General features: G+C 61.7%; 27 protein-coding genes, 1 tRNA gene and 1 riboswitch. Of the genes, 8 read left to right on the top strand and 20 right to left on the bottom strand.

All coding sequences use genetic code 11. The features are described from left to right. Positions 1–248: 248 nt before the first annotated feature. Positions 249–1,091 carry an alpha/beta hydrolase gene (locus H8695_RS09070; protein WP_249300781.1) on the bottom strand — a complete coding sequence of 281 codons (843 nt, stop codon included), beginning with the start codon at positions 1,089–1,091 and terminating at the stop codon, positions 249–251. A 244-nt stretch (positions 1,092–1,335) separates the two neighbouring features. Between H8695_RS09070 and H8695_RS09065 the strand changes: the two genes are divergently transcribed. From H8695_RS09065 to H8695_RS09030, 8 genes are all read left to right on the top strand, one after another. Further along, positions 1,336–2,127: a polysaccharide deacetylase family protein gene (locus H8695_RS09065; RefSeq protein ID WP_249300779.1), complete on the top strand. Its 792-nt coding sequence runs from the start codon at positions 1,336–1,338 to the stop codon at positions 2,125–2,127. 6 nt (positions 2,128–2,133) lie between these two features. After that, positions 2,134–2,685 (top strand): hypothetical protein, encoded by a 552-nt coding sequence (locus H8695_RS09060; RefSeq protein WP_249300777.1) that lies wholly within the window; start codon positions 2,134–2,136, stop codon positions 2,683–2,685. A gap of 9 nt (positions 2,686–2,694) precedes the next feature. Beyond that, a complete protein-coding gene (locus H8695_RS09055; protein WP_249300774.1) occupies positions 2,695–3,297 on the top strand; it encodes a single-stranded DNA-binding protein in 603 nt (200 codons plus the stop codon). A gap of 62 nt (positions 3,298–3,359) precedes the next feature. Beyond that, positions 3,360–3,539, top strand: coding sequence for an alpha/beta-type small acid-soluble spore protein (locus tag H8695_RS09050; RefSeq protein ID WP_249300772.1), 180 nt, complete (start codon positions 3,360–3,362; stop codon positions 3,537–3,539). Positions 3,540–3,681: 142 nt separating this feature from the next. Beyond that, entirely contained in the window at positions 3,682–4,764 is a 1,083-nt protein-coding gene (gene pyrB / locus H8695_RS09045; RefSeq protein ID WP_249300771.1) for an aspartate carbamoyltransferase, read from the top strand. A gap of 8 nt (positions 4,765–4,772) precedes the next feature. Further along, positions 4,773–5,324, top strand: coding sequence for a flavodoxin family protein (locus H8695_RS09040; protein ID WP_249300769.1), 552 nt, complete (start codon positions 4,773–4,775; stop codon positions 5,322–5,324). 74 nt (positions 5,325–5,398) lie between these two features. Beyond that, positions 5,399–5,490, top strand: a tRNA-Ser gene (locus tag H8695_RS09035). Between the two features lie 259 nt (positions 5,491–5,749). Next, the gene (locus H8695_RS09030; RefSeq protein ID WP_249300767.1) at positions 5,750–6,199 is read left to right on the top strand and encodes a hypothetical protein; all 450 of its coding nucleotides are present in this window, start codon (positions 5,750–5,752) and stop codon (positions 6,197–6,199) included. A gap of 97 nt (positions 6,200–6,296) precedes the next feature. On the opposite strand, the gene H8695_RS09025 is transcribed toward H8695_RS09030, so the two are convergent. The 19 genes from H8695_RS09025 to mutL form a co-directional block, all read right to left on the bottom strand. Continuing rightward, positions 6,297–6,716, bottom strand: coding sequence for a DUF3788 domain-containing protein (locus H8695_RS09025; protein ID WP_249300764.1), 420 nt, complete (start codon positions 6,714–6,716; stop codon positions 6,297–6,299). Then, on the bottom strand, positions 6,713–7,135 hold the full coding sequence (locus tag H8695_RS09020) for a DUF6442 family protein (RefSeq protein WP_249300763.1): 423 nt from the start codon (positions 7,133–7,135) through the stop codon (positions 6,713–6,715). The genes H8695_RS09025 and H8695_RS09020 overlap by 4 nt, the downstream gene beginning before the upstream one ends. Continuing rightward, positions 7,136–7,336: a helix-turn-helix transcriptional regulator gene (locus tag H8695_RS09015; RefSeq protein WP_249300761.1), complete on the bottom strand. Its 201-nt coding sequence runs from the start codon at positions 7,334–7,336 to the stop codon at positions 7,136–7,138. 124 nt (positions 7,337–7,460) lie between these two features. Continuing rightward, on the bottom strand, positions 7,461–8,102 hold the full coding sequence (locus H8695_RS09010; protein WP_249300759.1) for an HAD family hydrolase: 642 nt from the start codon (positions 8,100–8,102) through the stop codon (positions 7,461–7,463). 6 nt (positions 8,103–8,108) lie between these two features. Beyond that, positions 8,109–9,050: a transketolase family protein gene (locus H8695_RS09005; RefSeq protein WP_249300757.1), complete on the bottom strand. Its 942-nt coding sequence runs from the start codon at positions 9,048–9,050 to the stop codon at positions 8,109–8,111. A 4-nt stretch (positions 9,051–9,054) separates the two neighbouring features. Further along, positions 9,055–9,897 (bottom strand): transketolase, encoded by an 843-nt coding sequence (locus H8695_RS09000; RefSeq protein ID WP_346726808.1) that lies wholly within the window; start codon positions 9,895–9,897, stop codon positions 9,055–9,057. 123 nt (positions 9,898–10,020) lie between these two features. Next, on the bottom strand, positions 10,021–10,848 hold the full coding sequence (locus tag H8695_RS08995) for a Cof-type HAD-IIB family hydrolase (RefSeq protein WP_249300756.1): 828 nt from the start codon (positions 10,846–10,848) through the stop codon (positions 10,021–10,023). Positions 10,849–11,013: 165 nt separating this feature from the next. Beyond that, a complete protein-coding gene (gene thiT / locus H8695_RS08990) occupies positions 11,014–11,574 on the bottom strand; it encodes an energy-coupled thiamine transporter ThiT (RefSeq protein WP_249300754.1) in 561 nt (186 codons plus the stop codon). A gap of 77 nt (positions 11,575–11,651) precedes the next feature. Next, positions 11,652–11,766, bottom strand: a riboswitch (TPP riboswitch). Positions 11,767–11,803: 37 nt separating this feature from the next. Then, positions 11,804–12,727, bottom strand: a complete 924-nt coding sequence (locus H8695_RS08985) for an RluA family pseudouridine synthase (RefSeq protein WP_249300752.1) — start codon at positions 12,725–12,727, stop codon at positions 11,804–11,806. Next, the gene (gene lspA, locus H8695_RS08980; protein ID WP_249300750.1) at positions 12,717–13,208 is read right to left on the bottom strand and encodes a signal peptidase II; all 492 of its coding nucleotides are present in this window, start codon (positions 13,206–13,208) and stop codon (positions 12,717–12,719) included. The genes H8695_RS08985 and lspA overlap by 11 nt, the downstream gene beginning before the upstream one ends. 47 nt (positions 13,209–13,255) lie before the next feature. Next, positions 13,256–16,060, bottom strand: a complete 2,805-nt coding sequence (gene ileS / locus H8695_RS08975) for an isoleucine--tRNA ligase (RefSeq protein WP_283243655.1) — start codon at positions 16,058–16,060, stop codon at positions 13,256–13,258. A 32-nt stretch (positions 16,061–16,092) separates the two neighbouring features. Continuing rightward, on the bottom strand, positions 16,093–17,082 hold the full coding sequence (locus H8695_RS08970) for a DivIVA domain-containing protein (RefSeq protein WP_249300748.1): 990 nt from the start codon (positions 17,080–17,082) through the stop codon (positions 16,093–16,095). A gap of 52 nt (positions 17,083–17,134) precedes the next feature. Continuing rightward, a complete protein-coding gene (locus H8695_RS08965) occupies positions 17,135–17,419 on the bottom strand; it encodes a YggT family protein (protein WP_249300746.1) in 285 nt (94 codons plus the stop codon). Positions 17,420–17,444: 25 nt separating this feature from the next. Further along, entirely contained in the window at positions 17,445–17,945 is a 501-nt protein-coding gene (locus H8695_RS08960) for a cell division protein SepF (protein ID WP_249300744.1), read from the bottom strand. 79 nt (positions 17,946–18,024) lie between these two features. Continuing rightward, positions 18,025–18,711 carry a YggS family pyridoxal phosphate-dependent enzyme gene (locus H8695_RS08955; protein WP_249300742.1) on the bottom strand — a complete coding sequence of 229 codons (687 nt, stop codon included), beginning with the start codon at positions 18,709–18,711 and terminating at the stop codon, positions 18,025–18,027. A 10-nt stretch (positions 18,712–18,721) separates the two neighbouring features. Next, positions 18,722–19,939, bottom strand: coding sequence for a biotin/lipoyl attachment domain-containing protein (locus H8695_RS08950; RefSeq protein ID WP_249300741.1), 1,218 nt, complete (start codon positions 19,937–19,939; stop codon positions 18,722–18,724). A gap of 20 nt (positions 19,940–19,959) precedes the next feature. Continuing rightward, a complete protein-coding gene (gene hfq / locus H8695_RS08945) occupies positions 19,960–20,202 on the bottom strand; it encodes an RNA chaperone Hfq (protein ID WP_249300739.1) in 243 nt (80 codons plus the stop codon). 66 nt (positions 20,203–20,268) lie between these two features. After that, positions 20,269–21,207, bottom strand: coding sequence for a tRNA (adenosine(37)-N6)-dimethylallyltransferase MiaA (gene miaA, locus H8695_RS08940; protein WP_249300738.1), 939 nt, complete (start codon positions 21,205–21,207; stop codon positions 20,269–20,271). Between the two features lie 5 nt (positions 21,208–21,212). Next, on the bottom strand, positions 21,213–23,426 hold the full coding sequence (gene mutL / locus H8695_RS08935; RefSeq protein ID WP_249300736.1) for a DNA mismatch repair endonuclease MutL: 2,214 nt from the start codon (positions 23,424–23,426) through the stop codon (positions 21,213–21,215). Positions 23,427–23,434 lie beyond the last annotated feature (8 nt).

Genomic DNA, 23,434 nt, shown 5'->3' with positions numbered 1-23,434 from the left:
GGCATGTTGACAGGTTTGCCGGTCATGGTCTCCCACCGGCCGGTCTTGCTGTTGTAGACGATGGTCTCGTCTGCATCATATGGCATATTCCACATTCCTCCTCATGTGTTAGAATTAATAATATCGTAACACATGAGTTAGAATTATTCTATAATTCCCCGCCTCCTTTTTGTTACCTTTGCTTACTTCTTTTCTCCTATATATGAAAATTCCCCCCTCTCGAAAGAGAGGGGGGATACAATGTGACGCTATTTCTTGATGTGCTCCTCGAGAAAGGCGAGCACAGTCTCATAGAGCGTTTCGCGGGAGGTGTCGTTGTGGACCTCGTGGCGCACGCCGGGGAACTCGACATAGCGCAGCCAGTCCCCCGAGTTCTTCGCGTAGAGGCGCGAGCCCTCAACCGAGCAGATGGGGTCGCTGTCGCCGTGGATGAGCAGAATCGGCGAGTGGATATCACCCGCGCGGGCGAGCATCTCTTTGGCCAGGTCCAGCGATTCCATGGCGGTGAGCGCCGAGATCTTGCCGTGTACCAGCGGGTCGCGGCGGTACTGCTCGACCTCGTCGCGGACGGTGGAGATGCCGGCGGCGTCAAGCCCGGTCTCTATGGGCGCGGCGGGCTTGAGCTTTGCCAGCAGCCGGCCGCCGAGCTCCTTTGGCTTTGAGAGCGGCTGCGCGAGGATGAGCCAGGGCGACGTGACCACATAGGCGTCGACCATGTCGCCGCGCAGCGTACGGTAGGAGAGCACGATGTTGCCCCCGAGGCTGTGGCCGTAGAGAAACACGGGCAGATCGGGATACTCCTTTTTCATGGTGCGCAGCTCGAGGGCCACATCGTCGAGCACGAGGCGGCGCGGCGCGGCGTGACCGGGTCCGCCGGGGGCCTGGGTGCGGCCGTGGCCGCGGTTGTCGATGCCGAAGACGGCAAAGCCCTGGGCCGTGTAGAACTCGGCCATGCGGGTGTAGCGGTCGATGTGCTCGCCGAGCCCGTGCACGATGCACAGCAGCGCGCGCGGGTGCCCATCGGGCAGAAACCGTTTGAAATAGAGCTTTGCGCCGTCGGATGTGATCAGCGTATTGGTCGTCTGCGTCATACGAATTGCTCCTTTGCGTTCGGTTTTCTCTATCTTATCACAGAACCGGGGCAAGAAAAAAGTGACAATTGCGCGGCGGTGTCGAAAAACATGTCCCATTTTACGAGGACAACACCTAAAATTTTTGAAAAAAGACAAGATGTCGTCACATAATGCGCCTTTTTCGGGAATAGGTATTATCAGTAGTATTGGCGCGCCGCTGCCGCAAACGCGGCGCCGCGGGTTCGCGGTGTGAGGGAAGCTTATGAAAGTGTTTGTTGTGACGAAAAAGATGCTCGGCTCGTTTTCGGTGATCGCGCTGTGTCTGGTGCTGTTTTTCGGCATCAATTACAGGAACACCCTGAATTTTATTGCGGCCGCCACCGAAAAGCGCCAGATTCCCATTTACAATGTGGATGTGGGCGAGACCAAAAAGGTCGCCATCAGCTTTGACGCGGCCTGGGGCAACGAGGACACGCAGATGCTCATTGACATTCTCGGCAAGTACAACGTCAAGGCGACGTTCTTTGTCGTCGGCGAGTGGGTCGACAAGTACCCCGAGTCGGTCAAGGCGCTCGCCGACGCGGGGCACGACATCCAAAACCACTCGTCGACCCACGCCCATCTGCCGCAGCTCTCGCGCGACCAGATCGCAAAGGAGATCACCGACTGCTCCGACAAAATTGAGGCCGTCACGGGCAAGAAGAGCAACCTCATCCGCCCGCCCTACGGCGACTACAGCAACTCGGTTCTCGAGACGGCCAAAGAGGTCGGCCACTATGTCATCCAGTGGGACGTCGACTCGCTCGACTGGAAAGACCCGCCGTCCTCCGACATTGTCAAGCGTGTGACCGGCAAGGTCAAGCCCGGCTCGATTGTGCTCTTTCACAACGCGGCGAAAAACACGCCCGCGGCGCTGCCCGGAGTCATTGAGGCGCTTCAGGCGGACGGCTATGAATTCGTTCTCATCAACGATCTGATTTACAAGGACAATTATTACATAGATCACGCCGGAATGCAGATACTGAACAGTGAATCTGAAAATAAGGCCGGGTGAGAATGTTTGAAGACCATTTTGCTCGTTGGCAGGCGGGCGGATCAAAAAATCGGCAGGCTTCTTCTGGATTTTTTAAGCGGGCACGAAAAGCAGTTTCTCTACCTGACGGACGACGGCTTCCGCGTGCCGCGCGAGGGGCTCGCGTGCATCGACTATCTGATCTATGACGGCGACGACGGGCAGAGCCTTGCGGCCTTTCCGAAGGATCTTGTGGTGGTGAAAAACCGCGTGGAGCCGCGCGTGGTCACAGCCGCGCTCACCGGCGCCGCCGACGGCATCGCTGTGGTGGACAGCAAAAACGCGCAGGCTCTCGCCATGCTCTCGGAGCGGGGGCTACACACCATCTCCTGCGGGATGACCGGCAAGGATACGCTGACCTACTCGTCGGTCGCGACCGACGAGGCGACGGTGTGCATCTCGCGCTCCTTTGCCGATCTGCGCGGCCACGAGGTGGGCGAGCAGGACATTGTGATGCCCGTCCCCGTGGGGGAGGACTACTACGAGGTGCTCGCGTTCTGCGCGGCCTGCGCCGCGCTGGGGCTGGCCGATCTTCTGTAGGAGGCGACTATGACAAATTTTCAAAGCGCAAACCGCTGCCGCCTGACGGGCCGGGTGGCCGAACCGCCGGCGCCCTGCCGGGGCGGTTTTCTCTGCGCGCTCTCTGTCGAGCGGCGAAGCGGCGCTGTCGACCGCGTGCCCGTTTTGCTCGAACACGCGGCGCGCAAGGGCGACGTTTTGACGGTGGAGGGCCGCTTCGGCTCACAGAACCGGCGCGAGGACGGCCGCTCACGGCTGATTTTACAGGTCTACCCCGACCGTGTGCAGCCCGCGGCGCAGCCCTTTGTCTATGAAAACCGCGTGTCGCTTCGCGGCTGGCTCTGCCGCGCGCCGGCGCTCAGAGAGACCCCGGCCGGGCGGCAGATCGCCGACTTGCTTCTCGCCGTGAGCCGGCCCGGCGGCCGCAGCGACTATCTGCCCGTGATCTGCTGGGAGAGCATGGCCCGGCGGGCAAATCTTCTTCGCGTGGGTGACGAGGTGGAGCTCACCGGGCGCATTCAGAGCCGGGAATACACCCGGAAAGCGGACGGACAACAGCACACCGCGCTGGAGGTTTCCGCATCGCTGATCAGAGCGATTCAAAAACCAGAAAATTCCATACATACGTTTTGACTGCGCGGTGATACTAGGAATGGGCAATCACCCAGAACAAAAGTAAAGGAGATGAAAACGAAATGGCTAACAGCACCAACAGCAAGAACAAAGAGGCTCTCAACAGATATAAGACCGAGGCGGCCAGCGCCGTGGGCGTCACTCTGAAGCAGGGCTACAACGGTGATCTGACTTCCAAGCAGGCCGGTTCCATCGGCGGCGAGATGGTCAAAAAGATGATCGAAAAAGCTATGAACTCCTAATTGAGCATATACAGTTGGTAAAGATCCCAAAAGGAAATCCTTTTGGGATTTTACTTTTGTCGAAATCGCGGCCAAGTGCCTGTTGTTTTTTGAGCCCCCGGCTGGTAAGATAGTAAGAAGAGAAATGCGAGGGGGTAACTGTGTGGAGAGCAGACATCTTTGTGATTTTGGGGACATGCCCCTCTCCGACTGGGAGCAGATCAGCCGCACGGCGGCGCAGATGATCGAGCGGCCGCTCGACTACGCCGACGTCTGCCGGGGAAAGGTGCTCGGCACCACGTTTTTTGAGCCCAGCACGCGCACCCGCTTTTCGTTTCAGGCCGCGATGCTGCGCCTCGGGGGCAGCTACATCGGCTTTTCCGACCCCTACAACTCCTCGGTGTCAAAGGGAGAAAATCTCAAGGACACCGTGCGCACCGTGGCAAACTACGTCGACGCCATCGCCATGCGCCACCCGCTCGAGGGAGCGGCCATGGCGGCGACTCTCTACTCGCGCGTGCCGGTGATAAACGCCGGCGACGGCGGCCACATGCACCCGACCCAGACCCTGACCGATCTTCTCACCATCAAGCAGTACCGCGGCAGCCTCGAGGGCAACCGGGTTGGCTTCTGCGGCGATCTGAAAAACGGGCGCACAGTCCACTCGCTGATCAAGGCGCTGATCCGCTTTCCGGGCAACAGCTTTACGCTGATTTCGACCAAGGAGCTGCGTCTGCCCGCCTACACCATTGAGGAGCTCGAGGCGTCGGGCTGCCGCTACACCGAGGTCGACCGCATCGAGGACTGCATCGGCGAGCTCGATGTGCTCTACATGACGCGCATTCAAAAGGAGCGCTTCGCGAGCGACGAGGAGTATCACGAGCAGTCGGGCAAGTACATTCTCGACCGGGCCAAGATGGCGCTCGCGCCGCGCGATCTGATCGTCATGCACCCGCTGCCGAAGATCGACGAGATCACCGACGAAGTCGATGAGGACAGCCGGTGCATCTACTTCAAGCAGGCCGAAAACGGCATGTATGTGCGCATGGCGCTGCTCTATCTGCTCACGCAGGACGGCGCGCGCTATGAGCCGCAGCCGCCGCGCTCGAATGTGGACGGGTTGCGGTGCCGCAACCCGCGCTGCATCACCAACCACGAGCTCTATCTGCCGCAGCGCTTCAAGCGCCCGGCGGAAAATCCGGCGAATCTGCTGTGCGAGTACTGCGACCACAGCGCGACACTGTGAGGGACTCTATGAGAATCTGTGTTCTCTTCGGCTCGCCGCGGCGGGCGGGCCACACGGCGCGGCTGCTCGACGCGGTGCTCGGGCAGTATCCGCGCGCCGAAGTCGACCGGTTTGACGCCTATGACATGGCGGTGTCGCCCTGCATCGGGTGCGGCGCGTGTGACAAAACGGGCGCGTGCTTTCGGCGCGACGACATGGACGGCCTGACGGCGGCGCTCGAGGCGGCCGATCTGATTCTGGTGGCCTATCCGATTTATTTCAACTCGATTCCGGCCCCGCTCAAGGCGGTCATCGACCGCATGCAGCCGCGCTTCACACAGACCTACGGCCGCGGGCGCAGAGTGGAAAAGAGGAAGAAGATCTATTTTCTCATCACGGCGGGCAGCGCCGTCGCCGAAGCGGAGACCGCCGCGAATCTTCTGACGCTGAAGTTTGTCGCGAATCTCTGGGAGGCCCGGCAGATGGGCTGCCGGGTTCTGGCCAACACCGATCAGGGCATGCCGCAGGAGCTTGAAGCGCTCGCCCGGGAAGTGGCCGCGGAGATCGCGCAGCCCCTGTGAAAACCCGAAAAACCGTTGACAACCGGGCCTTGGTCTGGTATTATTATCTAGTCGCAAATTGGACAAGCAGCTATGGAGAGATGGCTGAGCTGGTCTAAGGCGCACGATTGGAAATCGTGTGTGGGCTAATACCCCACCGAGGGTTCGAATCCCTCTCTCTCCGCCAAAAACAGGTCGCCCAAAGGGGCGGCCTGTTTTTTGTGGAGAGACAAGGGCGAGAGACTGCTCTGCCGTCGGCAGAGCGAGGATTCATCGGAGCGAAAATGCAAGCCGGACAGCCCATAAAAGATCGCGCTTTATCGAATGGAGTTCGATGGGAAGTACCTGGCTCTTTCAGAGGTGCTCAGGGAGTGTGGCAATTAGTGATTGACTTAGATACCAATACAATTGTTCATTTTAATTTTGTAAAGAAATGAGGTTTAATAATGGCAAAGTTGAATGCTGCAGTAAAAAATCAGATAAAAAATCGAGTATTCTATAACAAAGATGAAAAAGGGATGGATACATCGCCAGAGGTACATTCGGATATTACATTACAGATAGCCTATATACAGATTGGCTTTCAAACAACGGATATGTGCGCCAATCAGGTATACGGGTTGTCGCCGAGCACCTCATGGATTCGAAAGAAATTAGAGGCGCCTGTGGATGTGAAAGAATGTGCTTTAAAATTAGAAGAAGACTACGATTATGGCACATGGCAATTGGATGACAGTGCATCGCCGTGGAAAAGCTATTATGATTCCGACACGGGTTGGTTTTGCGTTGGAGACAGCAGACCTTATGGCGGATGGCTGAATATTAAGTTTCTTGATAATGCTATTGCTTGTCTAAACAGAGAGCATGAACTTCAAGCACTGTGGATTCATCTATAAAGAGATCTTACAAGGCAACAGTTAGAAAAATCAAGAGAGAGCGGCTTTTGCCGCTCTCTCTTCTCTTTTAAACATGTGCCGCTTCGCGCTTTCCCCGTCAGCAGCGGCTTTTGATCTCGATGAGCCGCAGCGCATCGCAGCAGAGCTCGCCGTCGTCCTCCAGGTCAATCATGAGCCATCTCTGTCCGTTGACCTCGCGGGTTCGCTCAAAAATTTCGCGCAGCCCGCTGTGTGATCTCTCAAGCAGCGCTTCGGCCTCGGCCAGCTCGCGCCGGCCGATGACCACCATGGCCGTAAACCAGCCCTCGCGCGGGTAGAGGGTGCACAGCGCCCGGCCCGCCTTTCTGAATTTGACATTCCACCCCGGCTCCATGCTGCACCGGCTGTATTCAATCCGCGGGGCGGCACCGTAGCGCCCGCAGAGCTCCCCGCAGAATTTCTCAAAGAGCGGGTTTCTCACACGCTCGCAGATCTGCTGGAAATCCGGCGCGTCACCGGGTCTCTGCGCCGCGGTCATAGCATCTTGGAAAACCGGCTCACATAGAAAATGTGAATCGCCGTGACCAGCAGATAGGCGCCCACCATGAAAAGCACCGCGCGCATGCTCTCGCCCATGAGCACAAAGCTGATCATCAGAAGCCCGAAGAGGGTCACCATCGCGTCGTAGGCCTTGGCCTTGGCGAGCGTGTTGATGCGCTGGTTGCGCTCATCGGTCTTTTCAATTTCGACCCGCTTTGCATACTGGGGGTTTTTCGCCTGAACCAGCGCCGTGACCAAATTGGCAAAACACGCGCCGAATACGCCCGCGCCCACGCCGATGAGAAGCCCCGAGAGGGTCTTCTGCGCCTCCCCCGTCACCACGAACACCCCGAGCATACACACGCCGCAGGCCAGAATCATACCGAGCCCCAACAGCGGAATCTTCCACTTTTTCATTTAAGTCTCCTCCTCATAGATAAAAATTTCCTCCACCGGCAGATTGAAGTAGCGCGCGATCTTCATCGCGAGCAGAATCGACGGGTTGTACCGCCCGTTCTCCAGCGAGCCGATGGTCTGCCGTGTGACCGAGAGCGCCTCGGCCAGCTCCTCCTGGCGAAGACCGCGCGCCCGGCGCAGCTCTTCCAGCCGATTTTTCAAGCGACCACCTCCATGTCAAGTTCGCTTTCCATTCACAGGATACCACAGCTCACCATTGATGTCAAGTAAACTTTCCATTTTTTGCAAAAAAGAGACGGGGGGTCCCCCGTCTCTCTCCTTTACTCTAGCTGAGCGCTCTGACAATCGTGTCAAAGAGCTCGTCGGCCGACTCGACCGTGTACTCCGCGTCGCGCACCTCGTCCGGTGCGTAGCCGTAGAGGCAGCCGATGGTCGGAATGCCGTTTGCGCGCGCCGCGCGCAGATCGAAGAACCGGTCGCCGATCATGACGGCCCGCTCGGGCTGAAACTCGTCGAGCAGACTCTTGAGCACGACAATCTTGTCGTCGCCCCACTCCTCGGTGCGGTAGCCGCTCATGTACTCGCCGATGCCGAACTTCTCATAGATCTGAAGCCTGTAGTTCTCGGTGCACATCGAACAGACCGCCATGGGAATTCCCGCCTCTTTGAGCCGGGCGAGCGTCTGCATCACGCCGGGGTAGAACTGGCCGCGCTCTTTCATCATCTCCCAGTCGACGATCTTCATGCGCGCGTTGAACGCGTCGATCACGTCGGGCGGGGCCGAGATGCCGAGCTTGCGCAAAATCTCCTCGGAGTTGTCGCCGAACGACGAGATGATCGCCTCGTCGCTCGCGGGCGCAAAGCCGAACTCGGGCATGACTTTCTGGTAGGCCGGTATCGCCATGGCCGCCGTCACATGCAGCGTGCCGTCAATGTCGAAGATGGCGAGCTTTTCCACTTTTCCCATCGGCGCCTACTTCTTGAGCGCGACGGCTTTCTTCGCCATGGCCGCAATGTCGGGCGCCTTGAGATGGAACAGCTCCAGAAGCTTCGGCGCGGGGCCGGACTTGCCGAACGTATCCATCACGCCGACTTTGAGAACCGGCACCGGGCAGGTCTCGCTGACGACCTCGCTCACCGCGCCGCCGAGACCGCCGATGACGCTGTGCTCCTCAGCGGTCACGATGCAGCCGCACTTTTTCGCGTACTCGGTGATGAGCTCGCGGTCGATGGGCTTGATGGTGTGAATGTTGATGACGGCGGCGTCGATGCTCTCCGCCTTGAGCGACTCCGCTGCCTCGATCGCCTCGGCGACCATCAGACCGGTCGCGAAGATGGCGACATCCTTGCCGTCCTTGAGCACAATGCCCTTGCCGACTTCAAACTTGTAGCTGTCCTGGTCGAACAGAACCGGCACGGCCAGGCGCCCGAAGCGCATGTAGACCGGACCCTCGTTCTCCATCGCCCACTTGACGCAGGCTCTCGCCTCGGTGGCGTCGGCGGGGTTGATGACCGTCATGCCCGGAATGGTGCGCATGAGCGCGATGTCCTCGTTGCACTGGTGGGTCGCGCCGTCCTCGCCGACCGAGATACCGGCGTGGGTCGCGCCGATCTTGACGTTGAGATGCGGGTAGCCGATGGAGTTTCTCACCGCGTCAAACGCGCGGCCCGCGGCGAACATCGCAAAGGTGCTCGCAAACACGGTCTTGCCGGTCGAGGCGATGCCGGCCGCAGCCGACATCATGTTGCCCTCGGCGATGCCGCAGTCGATGAAGCGCTCGGGGAACGCCTTTTTGAAAACGCCGGTCTTGGTCGCCGCAGCGAGGTCGGCGTCCATGACGATGAAATCGTGGTCGGCGCCAAACTCCGCAAGGGCCGCGCCGTAAGCTTCTCTGGTTGCAATCTTGTCAGCCATGGTCTCACACCTCCGCTTTCTTGAGAATCGCGGTCAAATCTTCCACCGCGGTCTTGTACTGCTCGTCGTTCGGGGCCGCGCCGTGCCAGCCGACGTTGTTCTCCATGAACGAGACGCCCTTGCCCTTGACGGTCTTGGCGATGATGGCGGTCGGTTTGCCCTTGCACGCGCGCGCCGCCTTGTAGGCCGCCTCGATCTCGTCGAAGTTGTGGCCGTCGATGCAGATGACGTTCCAGTTGAACGCCTCAAACTTCTTGTCAAAGGGCAGCGGGCTCATGACCTCGGTGACCGGCCCGTCGATCTGAAGGCCGTTCGAGTCGATGACGACACAGAGGTTGTCGAGCTTGTAGTGGGCGGCGAACATGGCGGCCTCCCAGATCTGGCCCTCCTGGCTCTCGCCGTCGCCGACGGCCGCGTAGACGCGGTAGTCCTTGTTGTAGAGCTTGCCCGAGAGCGCCATGCCGCAGGCGGCCGAAAGGCCGAGACCCAGCGAGCCCGTGGTCATGTCGACGCCGGGGATGTGCTTCATGTCCGGGTGGCCCTGCAAGATGCTGTCGGGCTTGCGGAACGTCTTAAGCAGCTCCACGTCAAAGAAGCCGCGGTGGGCGAGCGTCGAGTAGTAGGCCGGCGACGTGTGCCCCTTGGAGAGCACGAAGCGGTCGCGATCCTCCCACTTCGGGTTTTTCGGGTCGATGTTCATCTCTTTGAAATAGAGGTAGGTCAGAATGTCCGCAATGGACAGAGACCCGCCGGGATGGCCGGATTTGGCCGAGTAGACCGCCTCAACGGCGCCCAGTCTCACCTTTGCGGCCGTCGCTTGCAGACGCTTGTTTTCCATAGCATCCATGGTATGTCCCCCTTATGGTAAATTTTGTTTTTCCACTTCGGTACGCGGGCGGACAAGGCATCCGCCGCCACTGTCTATTCTATCGGTTTGCGCGCCCGTTGTCAAATCTTTCGGGGCGCTTTTTCAGCCCAAAAGGCCGCTGCGGACGCGCCGTTCCAGCTCTGCGATCACCTCGGCGACCGCCCCCTCGGCGTTGCTGCAGACCACGACGTCCGCCGCCTCGCGCACCTCGGGCAGCGCGTTTGCCACCGCCGCGCCGAGCGCCGCCTGCCGGAGCATGGGAATGTCGTTGTAGTAGTCTCCGACCGCCGCGGTCTTCTCCCTTTCGATTCCGAGATACTCCGCGATTTCGCGCAGGCCCGAGCCCTTGTCCACGCCCCGCTTCATCAGCTCAAGATAGCTCACATAGGTGAACACATGCTCGATCTCGTGGCCCTGCCTGACAAGGTGCGCGCGCACTTTCTGAAGCGCCGCGTTCTCATCGACAAAAATGACTTTCGTGATCACCTGCGGCAGCCGCTCGGGCGTGCAGGGCACGATCACCGCGGTCTCCATCTCGGTGTGGCGGTCCGAGTAGCTGTTTCGCCGCAGCAGATAGAGCGTGTCGTTTTCAAAGATCTCGATGGCGGTGCCGGGAAACTGCTCATAGACCTCGCGGACAATGCGGTGAATCAGCCCGGTCTCAATCGGGTGACACCAGAGCACCTTTCCCCGGTCGCGCTCAAAGAAAGTCGAGCCGTTGCTGCACAGCAGCGGGGCGTTGACGGGAATCTGCCCAATGCGCTCGCAGATCGAGCCGGGCGCGCGGCCCGTGCTGATGGTGAAGCGCCCGCCGAGCTCGATGAAGCGGCGAATCGCCGCGTCGTTTTTTTCTGAAATGTAGCTTCCGTGCGCGGCGAGTGTCCCGTCAAAGTCCGACACGAGAAGCAAGCCACGAAAAATCGGTTCCAATCCGACAGCCTCCCCTCTCACATACCCTGCTATGATACCACACCGGGGCAAAACTGTAAACAGGAGCCGCCCCCGGCCGGGGACGGCTCCTGCGTCGCGGCGCGGGCCTCGTTCTCCCGCCCGCGCAAAGGGGAGCGGACCGCAGCCCGCTCCCCCGCTCTTGTCTCACAGAGTCTGGTTGATGTACTTGTTGAACGAATCAATCCTCGTCAGCACCACGGCGACCACGACGGTGGCCACAAACTCAATCCCCATGTAGGAGCCGTTGTAGGCCAGCGAATACATAAACGGGCTCATGCCCTCGGGCGCCCACACGCTCCACACGGCGATGCCCGAGACCAGATGGCAGAGAAAGCGCACGAAGATCATCACACCGCAGCCGATCGGGAAGCCGTATTTGAGCTTTTTGAACAGGCCCGCAAGGCCGAGCGCCGTAAAGGGAATCAGGTAGTCAAAGACCACCGCCAGCGCGAGCGCCGTTCCCGACACGCCGAGCCCGCGAAAGTCGAATACGAGCTGCAGCAGCGAGTAGGCAAAGCCCATCACAAGCCCCCACTTCGGCCCCACGCGGTACCCCGCGAGCAGCACCGGCAGCATGGACAGAAACGTGACCGAGCCGCCCTGCGGCATCTCCCACAGCTTGAACATGGAGAGCACATACGCGATCGCGAGCATGATGCCGCACTCCGCGATGACTCTCGCCTTACTGATTCTTGTTGTCTGCATTGTCTTGTCCTCCTCTTATTTCGGACCCGCCGGGGCAAAAAAGAAAGGGTCCGTCTCCCATAGGAAACGGACCCAAAAAGCCCACTGAAAGCCTTTCCTACGCCGGCATTATCCGGATCAGGTTTGAGGGCCCGGGGCTGCGTTTTGCCCCATCTCAGCCGGGAATGGCTCCCAGCACCCCTGTGCCTATTTACTTGTGTGCGAGGCCTCTGCGGCTTCTCACACCGCTTTATTTTATACCACGCTGCGCAAGCTTTGTCAAGAACCGGGCAAAATATTCCGGCAGACCGCTGTCAAATTCCATCCACTCGCCGCTCGCCGGGTGCACAAAGCCGATGGTGCGCGCGTGCAGACACTGCCCGGCAAAGGGCAGACCCTGGCGCTTCGGCCCGTACACCTCATCGCCCGCGACCGGGTGGCCGATGCTCGCCATGTGCACGCGAATCTGGTGCGTGCGCCCGGTCTCGAGCCGGCAGCGCACATGGGTGTAGCCCGGGTAGCGCCCGATCACCTCATAGTGGGTGACGGCCGGGCGGCTGTTTTTGTCGGTGACGGCCATCTTCTTGCGGTCGCGCTCGCTGCGGCCGATGGGGCGGTCCACCGTGCCCGCGTCGTCGCGCAGCGAGCCGATGAGAACCGCCTCGTACTCGCGCTTGAAGCTGTGCTCTTTGATCTGCGCCGCGAGCGACAGGTGCGCGGCGTTGGTCTTCGCCACAATGAGAAGACCGCTCGTGTCCTTGTCGATTCGGTGCACGATGCCCGGGCGGATGACCCCGTTGATGCCGGAGAGACTGTCCCGGCAGTGGGCCATCAGGGCGTTGACGAGCGTGCCCGAGTAGTTGCCCGCCGCCGGGTGCACCACCATGCCGCGGGGCTTGTTCACAACCAGCAGCTCTGCGTCCTCGTAGACGATGTCGAGCGGGATCTCCTGCGGCGTCACCGCGAGCAGCTCCGGCTCGGGAATCTCCACTGCGAGCACATCGCCCGGCCTTATTTTGTAATTTTTTGATATGATATTACCATTTGTAGTGACTTTTCCCTCTTCGAGCAGCTTTGCCGCCGCCGAGCGGGTCAGCTCCTCGATGCGGCCGGCGAGAAAGCGGTCGGCCCTCTCGCCCTCATCGGCCGCCGCGGCTGCGATTTCATGCCTCATCGGCAGCTCCCCCCTGAGCGGGCTTCTCCCCCTTGTCAAAGAAAAACAGAATGTACACAAACAGCAGCACCGCGCCCGCCGTCACGAGCACGTCGGCCACATTGAACACAGGGAAGTTGATCAGCCGAAAGTCGAAGTAGTCGATGACGCGCCCGTGGTGAAACAGCCGGTCGATCAGGTTTCCGATGCCCCCCGCCGCAATCAGCGACAGCGCCCAGAGCAGCGTCTTCGACTTGATTCTCCCGAAGAGGATCGCGTAGAGAATCGCGGCGATGCCGATGCAGGTCACAACGACCAGCAGCCACCTCTGCCCGCGCAGAATGGAAAAGGCCGCGCCGTCGTTTTCCACATAGGTCAGGTGGAAGACATTCTCTATGATCGGCACGGTGTTCACGCTCTTTAAAAAGTGGCTTGCGAGCACCTTTGAGATGCGGTCGAGCGCTGCGCCCGCCGCGATGATGGCAATCCAGATCACAGTCATTCTCCTTAAAAAGGGCGGAGGATCTCCTCCGCCCCAAAATGGTGTTGTTACAGTTTACCGACCACGTGGGCGCAGCGCTCGCAGAGCGTCGGGTGCTCCGCCACGCTTCCCACCGACGGCAGATACCGCCAGCAGCGCTCGCACTTCTCGCCGTCGGCTTTCAGAACCTCCACGCTCACACCCGCGAAGCTCTCGCCCGCAAAGCCCTTGCCGGGGCCGTCGTCGGCAAGCTCCACGCCCGAGGTGATGAAGAGGGTCGCCAGATCCACGTCCATCGCGCGAATCTCGCCGATGGCCTCCGGCGTGCCGTGGAGCACCACCTTGCCCTCGAGCGCCGCGCCGATGAACTTCTCGCTGCGCGCAAGCTCCAGCGCCTTTTTCACGTCGTCGCGCAGCGCGTGCACGCGCTCCCACTTGGCGCCGTCCACAAGGCCGGCGCCCTCGCCCGCCTTCGGGAAGCCGTTGAAGAAGACGCTCTCGGTATCCTCCCCGTCGAGGTGGGGCATGGCGTGCCAGATCTCCTCGGCGGTGAAAGCGAGAATGGGCGCGATCATGCGCGTCAGCGCGTCGAGCACGCGGAACATGGCGCTCTGGGCGCTTGCGCGCTCAGGGCTCTGCGCCCCCTCGCAGTAGAGGCGGTCCTTGATGACGTCCAGGTAGAAGTTGCTCATGTCCACCACGCAGAAGTTGTGAACCAGATGGAAGACCTGATAGAACTCAAAGCTGTCGTAGGCCGCCGTGACCTTTGCGATGAGCTCGTCGAGCTTCGACAGGGCCCAGCGGTCGATCTCCTCCATATCCGCGGGCGCGACCATATCGGCTTTCACATCAAAGCCGGTGAGGTTGCCGAGAATGTAGCGCGCGGTATTTCGGATCTTGCGGTAGATCTCCGAGAGCTGCTTTAAAATCTCTTTGGACAGGCGCACCTCGCCCGTGTAGTCGGCCGAGGAGACCCACAGGCGCAGAATGTCGGCGCCGCTCTGCTTGACCACATCCATCGGGTCGATGCCGTTGCCGAGCGACTTCGACATCTTCCTGCCCTCGCCGTCGACCACCATGCCGTGGGTCAGAACCGCCTTGTAGGGCGCCTCGCCCCGCGTCGCGACCGCCGTCAGAAGCGACGACTGGAACCAGCCGCGGTGCTGGTCGTTGCCCTCGAGATAGAGGTCGGCCGGCCACTGGAGCCCCTCGCGCTGCTCGAGCACAGCCGTGTGCGACGAGCCGGAGTCGAACCAGACGTCCATGATGTCGGTCTCCTTCTCAAAGCCCGCCGCGCCGCACTTGCCGCAGGTGACGCCCGCCCCGGCGAGAATCTCGTCGGCCGTGTGCGCATACCAGCCGTCGCTGCCCTCGCGGCGGAAGAGGTCGGCCACCGCCTTGATGGTCGCGTCGTTGATGATGGGCTCGCCGCACTCGCGGCAGTAGAAGATCGGAATCGGCACGCCCCACAGACGCTGCCGCGAGATGCACCAGTCGCGCCGGTCGGTGACCATGGCGCTGATGCGCTCCTCGCCCCAGGCCGGGTACCACTTCACCCCGCGAATCGCCTCGAGCGTCTGGGGCTTGAAATCCTCCACCGAGCAGAACCACTGCTCGGTGACGCGGAAGAGAATCGGGCTCTTACACCGCCAGCAGTGGGGATACTGGTGGGTCAGCTGCTCGCTCGCGAGCAGAGCGCCCGTCTCTTTGAGATGGTCGAAGATGACCTTGTTCGCCTTGTCGTAGTAGAGGCCGGCCGAGAGCTCGCCCGCCTCCTCGGTGAGAACGCCGCGCCCGTCCACCGGCACGAGAACCGGGAACATGCCCTTGTAGGCGTTCTGGCAGATGTTGAAGTCGTCCGCGCCAAAGCCGGGCGCGGTGTGTACGCAGCCGGTGCCGCTGTCGAGTGTGACATGGTCGCCCACGATGAGCACCGAGTCGCGCTCGAGAAACGGGTGCTGCGTGGTGACAAACTCGAGCTCGCGGCCCGTGTAGGTGGCCAGCACCTCGACCTCGCCGAGACCCGCGACCTGGCGCAGATAGTCCACCCGCTCGCTCGCGACGAGGTAGGCCTCCTCTCCGGCGCGGATGAGCGAGTACTCAAAGTCCGGCCCGAGGCAGATCGCGACGTTTCCAGGCAGCGTCCAGGTGGTGGTGGTCCAGATCACGACATAGCAGTCGAGGCCCGCCGCCCTGTCGAAGATCAGGCCTCTGTCGTCCTTGACCTTGAACTTCACATAGATGGAGGTGCAGGGATCCTCGCTGTACTCGATCTCCGCCTCGGCGAGAGCCGTCTCGTCGTGGGGGCACCAGTACACCGGGCGCAGGCCCTTGTAGATGTAGCCCTTTTTGGCCATCTCGCCGAAGACCTCGATCTGGCGCGCCTCAAAGTCGGGCGTGAGGGTCAGATAGGGGTGTTCCCAGTCGCCGGTCACGCCGAGGCGCTTGAACTGCTCGCGCTGGTTGTCGACATAGCCGAGCGCAAAGTCGCGGCAGATGCGCCGAAACTCGACCGGGCCCGTCTCGGCGCGGTTGATGCCGAGCTTTTTGATGGCCTGCGACTCAATGGGCAGACCGTGGGTGTCCCACCCCGGCACATAGGGGGCCTTGAAGCCCGCCATGTTCTTATAGCGGATGATGAAGTCCTTTAAAATCTTGTTGAGCGCGTGCCCGGTGTGAATGTCGCCGTTGGCGTAGGGAGGGCCGTCGTGCAGAATGTAGAGGGGCTTGCCCTCGTTTTTTTCCAGCAGCTTCTCATAGAAGCCGCCGCTCTCCCACGCCGCGAGCATCTCGGGCTCTTTCGTCGGCAGATTTGCCCGCATGGAGAAGTCGGTCTCGGGCAAATTGAGTGTCTTATTGTAGTCCACGCTCATTGTTTTCTCTCCTTAAATACTGGAAATACTGGCTATTTTTTCCGCCGGAAGAAGCGGCGCTCAAACGCCTCGTCCTCATCCTCGTCGTCCTCGTCTTCGTCGTCATCCTCATCGTCGCCGTCGATGTCGTAGTCGGCGCCGAACTTGAGCATGTCCGCAAAGCGGCTGCGGCGGGACTTCTCGGGCTCGGGCTCCGGGGCGCTGCGCTCCGGCTCCGGCGCGTCAAAGCGCATATCCTCCACGGTGAGCTCGCGGGTGTCCGCGTTCTCATCGTCATAGACCTCGTGAAAATCGAGGTCCACCGTGTCGGTAAAAGAGCCCGTCGAAACGGGTGCCGGCTCATAACCGGCATACTCGTATTCCTCTTCCTCGATCACATCGTAGCTCGGCGCCGGCTCCTCCGGCTCGGGGGCGCTGCGCTCGGGCTCCGGCTCGGGCGTGCTGCGCGCCGTCTCCGGCTGGGGTGCGGGCTCCGGCTCACGGGTCTCATACGCCGGCGGCTCGGCATAGTCCTGCTCCGGCTCGGGCTGCTCATCGCTCTCAGGCGGCGGCAGCGTCGCGTCCGCCTCCGGGTTCTCAAAGGCGGGCAGCTCGCGGATCACATCCAGATGGGACTTGTACATGTCAATGAGTTCGCCGCGAAAGCGCGAGACCTCGGCCTTGAGGCTCTCGAACTCATGCTTTTTGTTCTCAATGGTGGCGTCGGCGCTGTCGACAATCTTCTTGGCGCGGATCTCCGCGTCGCGAATGAGCAGATCGGCGCGGCTCTGCGCGTCCTTGACCATGCTGTCGCACATGCGCTGGGCGTTTAAAATGGCGGCCTTGATCTGCTCCTCCTGCTGCTCATACTGGTCGAGCCGCTCAATGAGCAGATCAATCTTCGAGAGAAGCTCGGCGTTCTGGCGGTTTAGCTCCTCCACATCGGCCGAGACCTCCGACAGAAAGAGGTCCACCTCGGCGATGCTGTAGCCGCTGAGCTGCTTTCGAAAGAGCTTGCTCTTGATATCCTCCGCGTTGATCATGGTTTTACATCCCCTCCCGTTTTCTCTGTTTTTACGGGTCAATCCATCCGGGTCAGTAGAGCATCCAGACCAGTCTGCGCAGAACTTCCAGCGCAAACCAGGTCAGAATGATGGAAAAATCGAGCGGAATGGCACGCAGAAACGGGATTCGCTCGGTGATTGCGCGAAACGGAACCACAATTGGTTCCGTCAAATTCGCAAGCGCCCCGTACATCCGCCCGACCGTCGGGTTCGCGTAGGCGAACCAGCTGAGTATCGCCCGCAGCACGAGGAGCGTCTGAACGACGCTCAGAAAGCTGCTCGCGACACGGCAGACATAGTACAAAACGGTATTCATCTAATTCTGTTTCACTCCGATCCGGTCAGAAGAACACGCCGTTGTTTTCGAGCTCGTCGAGAAGATCCCCCATGATGTCCACGTTGTAGGGGGTGATGATAAAGGTGGAATTGGCCACCTTTTTGATCTGGCCGCCGTTGGCATAGGCCACGCCCGACAGAAAGTCGACAAGGCGGCGGCTGACGTCCTTGTTGGTGGACTCGAGATTCAGAACAATCGTGCGCTTCTCGTTTAGGTGGTCGGCGATGCCGGCCGCGTCGTCAAAGCGCTCGGGCTTGACCAGAATGACCTGCAGCTGCGCGGTCGTGTGGATGTTGACGACCTTGTTGCTGCGCTTCTGCTCCGCGGACTTCGACTCGTAGCGGGTCTCGTAGGAGCTGCCCTTCTTCTCCTCGGGCGCGCGCTCACGGCCGTCGCCGGACACGCCTTTCTCTATGGCAAAGATGCCGACGTCCTCTTCCTCCTCATCGTAGAGGTCGTCGTCCCCCGCGCCGATGAAATCCTTGAGTTTACTGAACATTCCCATACTGTTACCTCCAATCAATGGTGACGGTCTTCTGTATCAGACATCCTGTCGTATCGTCGCTGTCAAATGCCCCCCGCGCTCACGTGCGGCTGCCGAAGATGGCCGTTCCGATGCGCACCATGTTCGACCCCTCGGCGATTGCCGCTTCAAAGTCGGCCGACATGCCCATCGAAAGAAGACATATATTAGTATTATCTATTTTTTTGTTCTTGATGTCAACATAAATTCGGTGCAGCCGCTCAAAATAGCGCCGCGCCTCGCTCTCGCTGTCACACTGCGGCGGAATGGCCATGAGCCCCGCCGCCTCGACGTGGGGGTATGCGGCGATCCGCTCCACAAGCTCCGGCGCCTGCTCGGCCGCGACGCCGCTCTTTCTCAGCTCGCTGCCGAGGTTGACCTCAACGAGCACCCTCTGGCGCACGCCGAGCGCCGCCGCGCGGCGCTCGATCTCGGCGGCGAGGCGTTCGCTGTCCACCGACTGAATGGTCTCGACCCGGCCCACGAGCAGCTTGACCTTGTTCGACTGCAGATGGCCGATGTAGTGCTTTCTGAGCTCCTGCGGCAGCTCCGGGAGCTTTGCCGTGAGCTCCTGGGCATAGTTCTCGCCGATGTCCGTCACGCCGCAGGCGGCGGCCTCGCAGATGCGCGCCGGCTCCACTTTCTTCGACACCGCGATGAGCGTGATGTCCTCCCTCCGGCGGCCCGACCGCTCGGCAGCTGCCGCAATTCGCTCCTCTATGTATTTTAAGTTATCTGCTATACTCATTGTATTCACCTCAATTGATGACTTTGCCGTCGTAGAGGTCCTTGCCCTTGACGATGACCTCGTCGTAGAGCTTGAGGCCGCCTTTCTGGTTCTGGTCCCACTCGACGATCACATAGTTGTCCTTGGCGTAGAGGATGTTCACCGGCTTGAACTCGATGACCGAGCCCGAGAGCGTAAAGACCCCCGACTCGCCGTCCACCACGCGCAGCGCCGAAGAGTTCACCTTGAGCCCCTGGTGGTCGTCGCGCACGATCTGCACCGTCTGGCTGCGCAGCAGATTGATCTCGTTTAGCACATAGTAGCTCGAGAAGACCGCGAGGTTCCCCTCGTGCTCCTCGCGCAGAATGTCGAGCGTGGCCGGAATCGACTCGTCGATCAGAAACGGAAAGCGAAGAGACACCTTCTGCCCCTGGGTGAGTCCCTGGCACTGCTCATCGGTGAGCACACACGCGAAGAACCACTGGTAGTCGGTGACCACCTTGCCCGCGTACTCGTCGGTCGGTGTCACCTGCATGTCCATCAGCTGCGTGAGCCGCTCGACGGTGAGATTCTCCACCTCGTCCGGCAGAAGCTGCGTCTCGTAGCCGTCGGTCGTCTTGACAAAGTAGCCCGCCTCAGGCGCGTAGAGCGCCGTCTCAGCCGATTGGATGGTGCTCTGAATCCGATCGCGCTCGGCGGTGAGCGCCGCAATTTCAGCGAGCAGCTCGTCGCTTCCGCCCATGATCGCCTTCTTCTTGTTGATCGCCAGGTGCAGCTCGTCCTCGAGGGCGCTGACCCGGTCGCCGCGGTTCTCGTCGAGCGCGCCGTGCACGCTGAGTATCAGGGAGTTGATGTCCTGCTCGATGCTCGCAATCTCCACCACGCTCTCGGCCGACTCGCCGACCACGCGCTCGAGATTCTCGATTTTGCTGGTCAGCCTTGTCACCTCGAGCCGGCGGCTGAGATCCTCCTGGCTTCGGTAGACCGTCGCGATCTTGCCGCCCTTTGCCACCCGCACGCCGTCGTCCACCAGGTACTCATAGGCCGCGTCCGGGTCGGCCGGGTAGGCGATGAGCTGCTCCTCGCGGATGAGAAGCCCCTGCACCGCCGTCTCCTCGCTCGCCGAGTAGAGCTCGGCCGTCTCGGTCTGGTACTCGGGCAGCGAAAAGCGAAACAGCTGCAGCGCGAGAAACGCGGCCGCCGCCAAGACAACCACCGTTGCAATGATCCTGCCAATGACTCGTCTCATGGTCCTCCTTACAGCCCGTGTCAGTCCTCGGCATCCCCCTGCGGCGGCTGCGCCGCGTTGATCTGCCGGGCCGGAATCACGGTTGAAATCGCGTGTTTGTATATCATCTGATCGATGCCGCCGCTCTCGAGCAGCACCACAAAGTTGTCAAAGCCCTTGCAGACGCCCGTCATCTTGACGCCGTTCATCAGATACATCGTCAGAAAGATGCGCTCGCGGCGCGCTTGGTTCAAAAAGTTGTCCTGCAAATTGATTCTGTTCATGGTTCTTGTCCCCCGTCTTTCTGTTTTAGCCGGACAGGCCGCCCGACAGAAAACAGTATAACAGAATCAGAGATGATTGACTACCATGTTTTGGCAATTTTCTGTAATTTTTTCCATGTCCATCTCATCCACATAGAACCAGCGCACCCGCCCGTCGCGCCGAAACCAGGTCAGCTGGCGCTTGGCGTACCGGCGCGATTCGCGCTTGACGCTCTCGACCGCCTGCTCGAAGCTGCAAGCCCCGGCGAGATGGGCCGCGAGCTCCTTGTAGCCGATGGCCTGAAAGGCGGTCGACGCGGGGCAGACGCCCGCGTCGAGAAGCGAGCGCACCTCGTCGAGAAGCCCCTGCTGCACCATGCGGTCCACACGGCTGTCAATGGCCTCGTAGAGCCGCGCCCGGTCGCGGTAGGTCAGCCCGAAGAGCAGCGGCTCATAGGGCGAGGGCTCTCTCTTCGAGCGCTCATTCCACCAGGTGACGGTCCTGCCCGTCAGCTCGTAGACCTCAAGCGCCCGCGCCACGCGCTTGACGTTGTTCGGGTGAACGGCTGCGGCCGCGGCCGGATCGACCTGCGCAAGCTGCCTGTGCAGCGCCTCGTTTCCCTGCTCGCGCGCGATGGCGAGGTACTTCTCACGCACCGCCGCGTCGTTTTCCATCTCGGGCAGACTCGTGCCGTCGAGAAGCGTCGAGACATAGAGCCCCGTGCCCCCCGCGAGAATCGGCAGCCGCCCGCGCGCCGCGATCTGCGCGATCACCCCGCGCGCCATCGCGACATAGTCAAAGGTCGAAAAGCTCTCGCCGGGCTCCACAATGTCCACCATGTGGTGCACGGCCTCTCGCCGCTCGGCCGCCGTGGGCTTGGCCGTGCCGATGTCCATGCGGCGGTAGATCTGCATGGAGTCGGCCGAGACCACCTCGCCGCCGCAGCGCTGCGCGAGGCGGATGGCGAGCGCCGTCTTGCCGCTCGCCGTGGTGCCGACCACCGCCGGCAAAAGCTGTCGTCTCATACCACTCACCGCCGGAACTGTTTTTCAAAGTAGCGGCGCGAGAGCACCAGCGCCACCGGCCGCCCATGCGGGCAGTAGCGGATGTCGGGCAGCGCCAGGAGCTTTGCGACCAGATCTTCGAGATCCTCGGGGGCGTTTTTCTGCCCGCCTTTCATCGACGCCTTGCAGGCGATGGAGTGCAGCAGATCGTCGATGCTGTGGGGGCCGGGATCCCGCTTGCCGCGCAGCAGCTCGCCCGCCACCTCCTCGACGAGCGCGGGGATGTCCCCCTCGTCGGTTCCAATCGGCGCGCCGCGGCACAGAAAGCTGCCGTCGCCGAAGTCCTCAAGCGCAAAGCCGAGCTGCTCGAAGACCGGCAGATTCTGCGCGACTGCGGCCGCCTCCTCGCGGGCGAGGGGCACCATCACCGGCGCGAGCAGAGTCTGCGTCTCACGGGCGGCCTGCGCCGCGCGAAGCCGCTCGAAAGTCATGCGCTCCTGCGCGGCGTGCTTGTCGATGAAGTAGACGTCGTCGCCGACCTCCACGATGAGATAGGTGTGGTAGAGCTCGCCGGCCAGCCGAAAGCTCTCCCGCGCCACAGCGGGGGGCTCCTCCCCGCGCTCCGGCGGATCTCCCTGCGCCGGTATATTCTCCGGTGCCGGCGCGGCTTCGCCCTGCGCGAGGTCCGCCCCGTGAGCCTCAGCGCCCTGCGCGGTCTCCCCGCTGTCGGCGCGGTGCTCTCCTGCGGCGGAGCTCTCCCCGCGCAAGCCCTCCGCCCGGCAATCCGGCGCAGTGTCCCCCGCGGCGGGCGATTTTCCCTCCCATGCGGGCGCCTGCGCGCCGTCAGCGTACCGGACACCGGCGGAGCCCTCCGCGCTCTGCGGCCCGGTCGCGCTCGCCGTTCTGCCGTTTGGCCGGAGCTCCTCCGGGGTGGTCTGCGCGCTCTGCGCTGCTGCGGGCGCCTGCGCACCGGCGCCGCGCGGCCACGCGGCGGGCCGGGCCGGGCCGGCGGGCGGCTCGCTCGTCCAGCGCGGCGGTTTGGCCGCGGGCTCCGGCTTCACGGCGGCGCTCCCGCCCCGGTAGCCCCAGGCCTGCTGATCCACCCGGACCGGCGGCTCGTCTTTCGGCGGGGCATAGGCGACGCCCGCCCGCGCGGGGGCGCCGAGGCGCTGCTGCGTGTACTCGGCCGCCGGCACGTCGAAGCGCGCCGCGGCGCGCGGGGCCTGCGGCAGCTCAAAGGCGTCGCGCTCCCCGCGCGCGTCAAGCGCCGCACAGACCGCAAAGTAGACCGCCTCATAGACCCGGCGCTCGTTGGCAAACTTCACCTCGAGCTTGGTCGGATGCACATTCACATCCACAAGCGCGGTGTCAAGCTCGACCGCGAGCGCGCAGATGGGGTATCGCTCGGTCATGATCCGGTTTTGAAAGGCCTCCTCGAGCGCGTAGGTAAAGGTCTTTGCCTTGACCATGCGGCCGTTTAAAAAGAAGTTCTGCAAATTGCGGTTGGGCCGCGCCGCGAGGGGCGCGCCCACAAAGCCGCTGACGCGGATTCCCTCGTGTTCGTAGCGCACCTCGAGCATCTTCTTCGAGCTGTCGCGCCCATAGACCTCAAAGACCACAGCCGACAGGTCGCCGTCGCCCGTGGTCTGCAGCGCGGGGCGCCCGTCGCGGATGAAGCAGAACGCGATCTCCGGGTGGGAGAGGGCGAACTTGTCCATCAGCGCCGCGATGGTGGCGGACTCGGTCGCGTCCTTTTTGAGAAACTTCATGCGCGCGGGGGTGTTGAAAAACAGATCGCGCACCGTGACCGTCGTGCCGTCCGGACAGCCTGCCGGGGCGAGCTCGAGCTCCTCGCCGCCCTCGATGCGGTAGAGCGTGCCCTCGGTCTGGCCGCTCTGTCTGGTCATCACCGCCACTTTTGACACCGCCGCGATGGCCGCGAGCGCCTCGCCGCGAAAGCCGAGCGTGCCGATGCGCGTGAGATCCTCCTCGGTGCGCACCTTGCTCGTGGCGTGGCGCAAAAAGGCGCGCGGCACGTCGTCGCGCTCCATCCCCACGCCGTTGTCGGTGACGCGCAGGTAGCTCGCACCCCCGTGACGGATCTCGACGGTGATGCTGGTCGCGCCCGCGTCAATGGCGTTCTCGGTGAGCTCCTTGGCCACCGACATCGGCCGGTCGACCACCTCGCCCGCCGCGATCAGATTCGCCACCTGCCGGTCGAGCACGTTGATTTTTCCCATGTGCGCCA

Source organism: Feifania hominis (assembly GCF_014384765.1).
GTDB classification, from domain to species: Bacteria; Bacillota; Clostridia; order Oscillospirales; family Feifaniaceae; genus Feifania; species Feifania hominis.
This window is presented reverse-complemented; position numbering and strand designations above follow the sequence as displayed.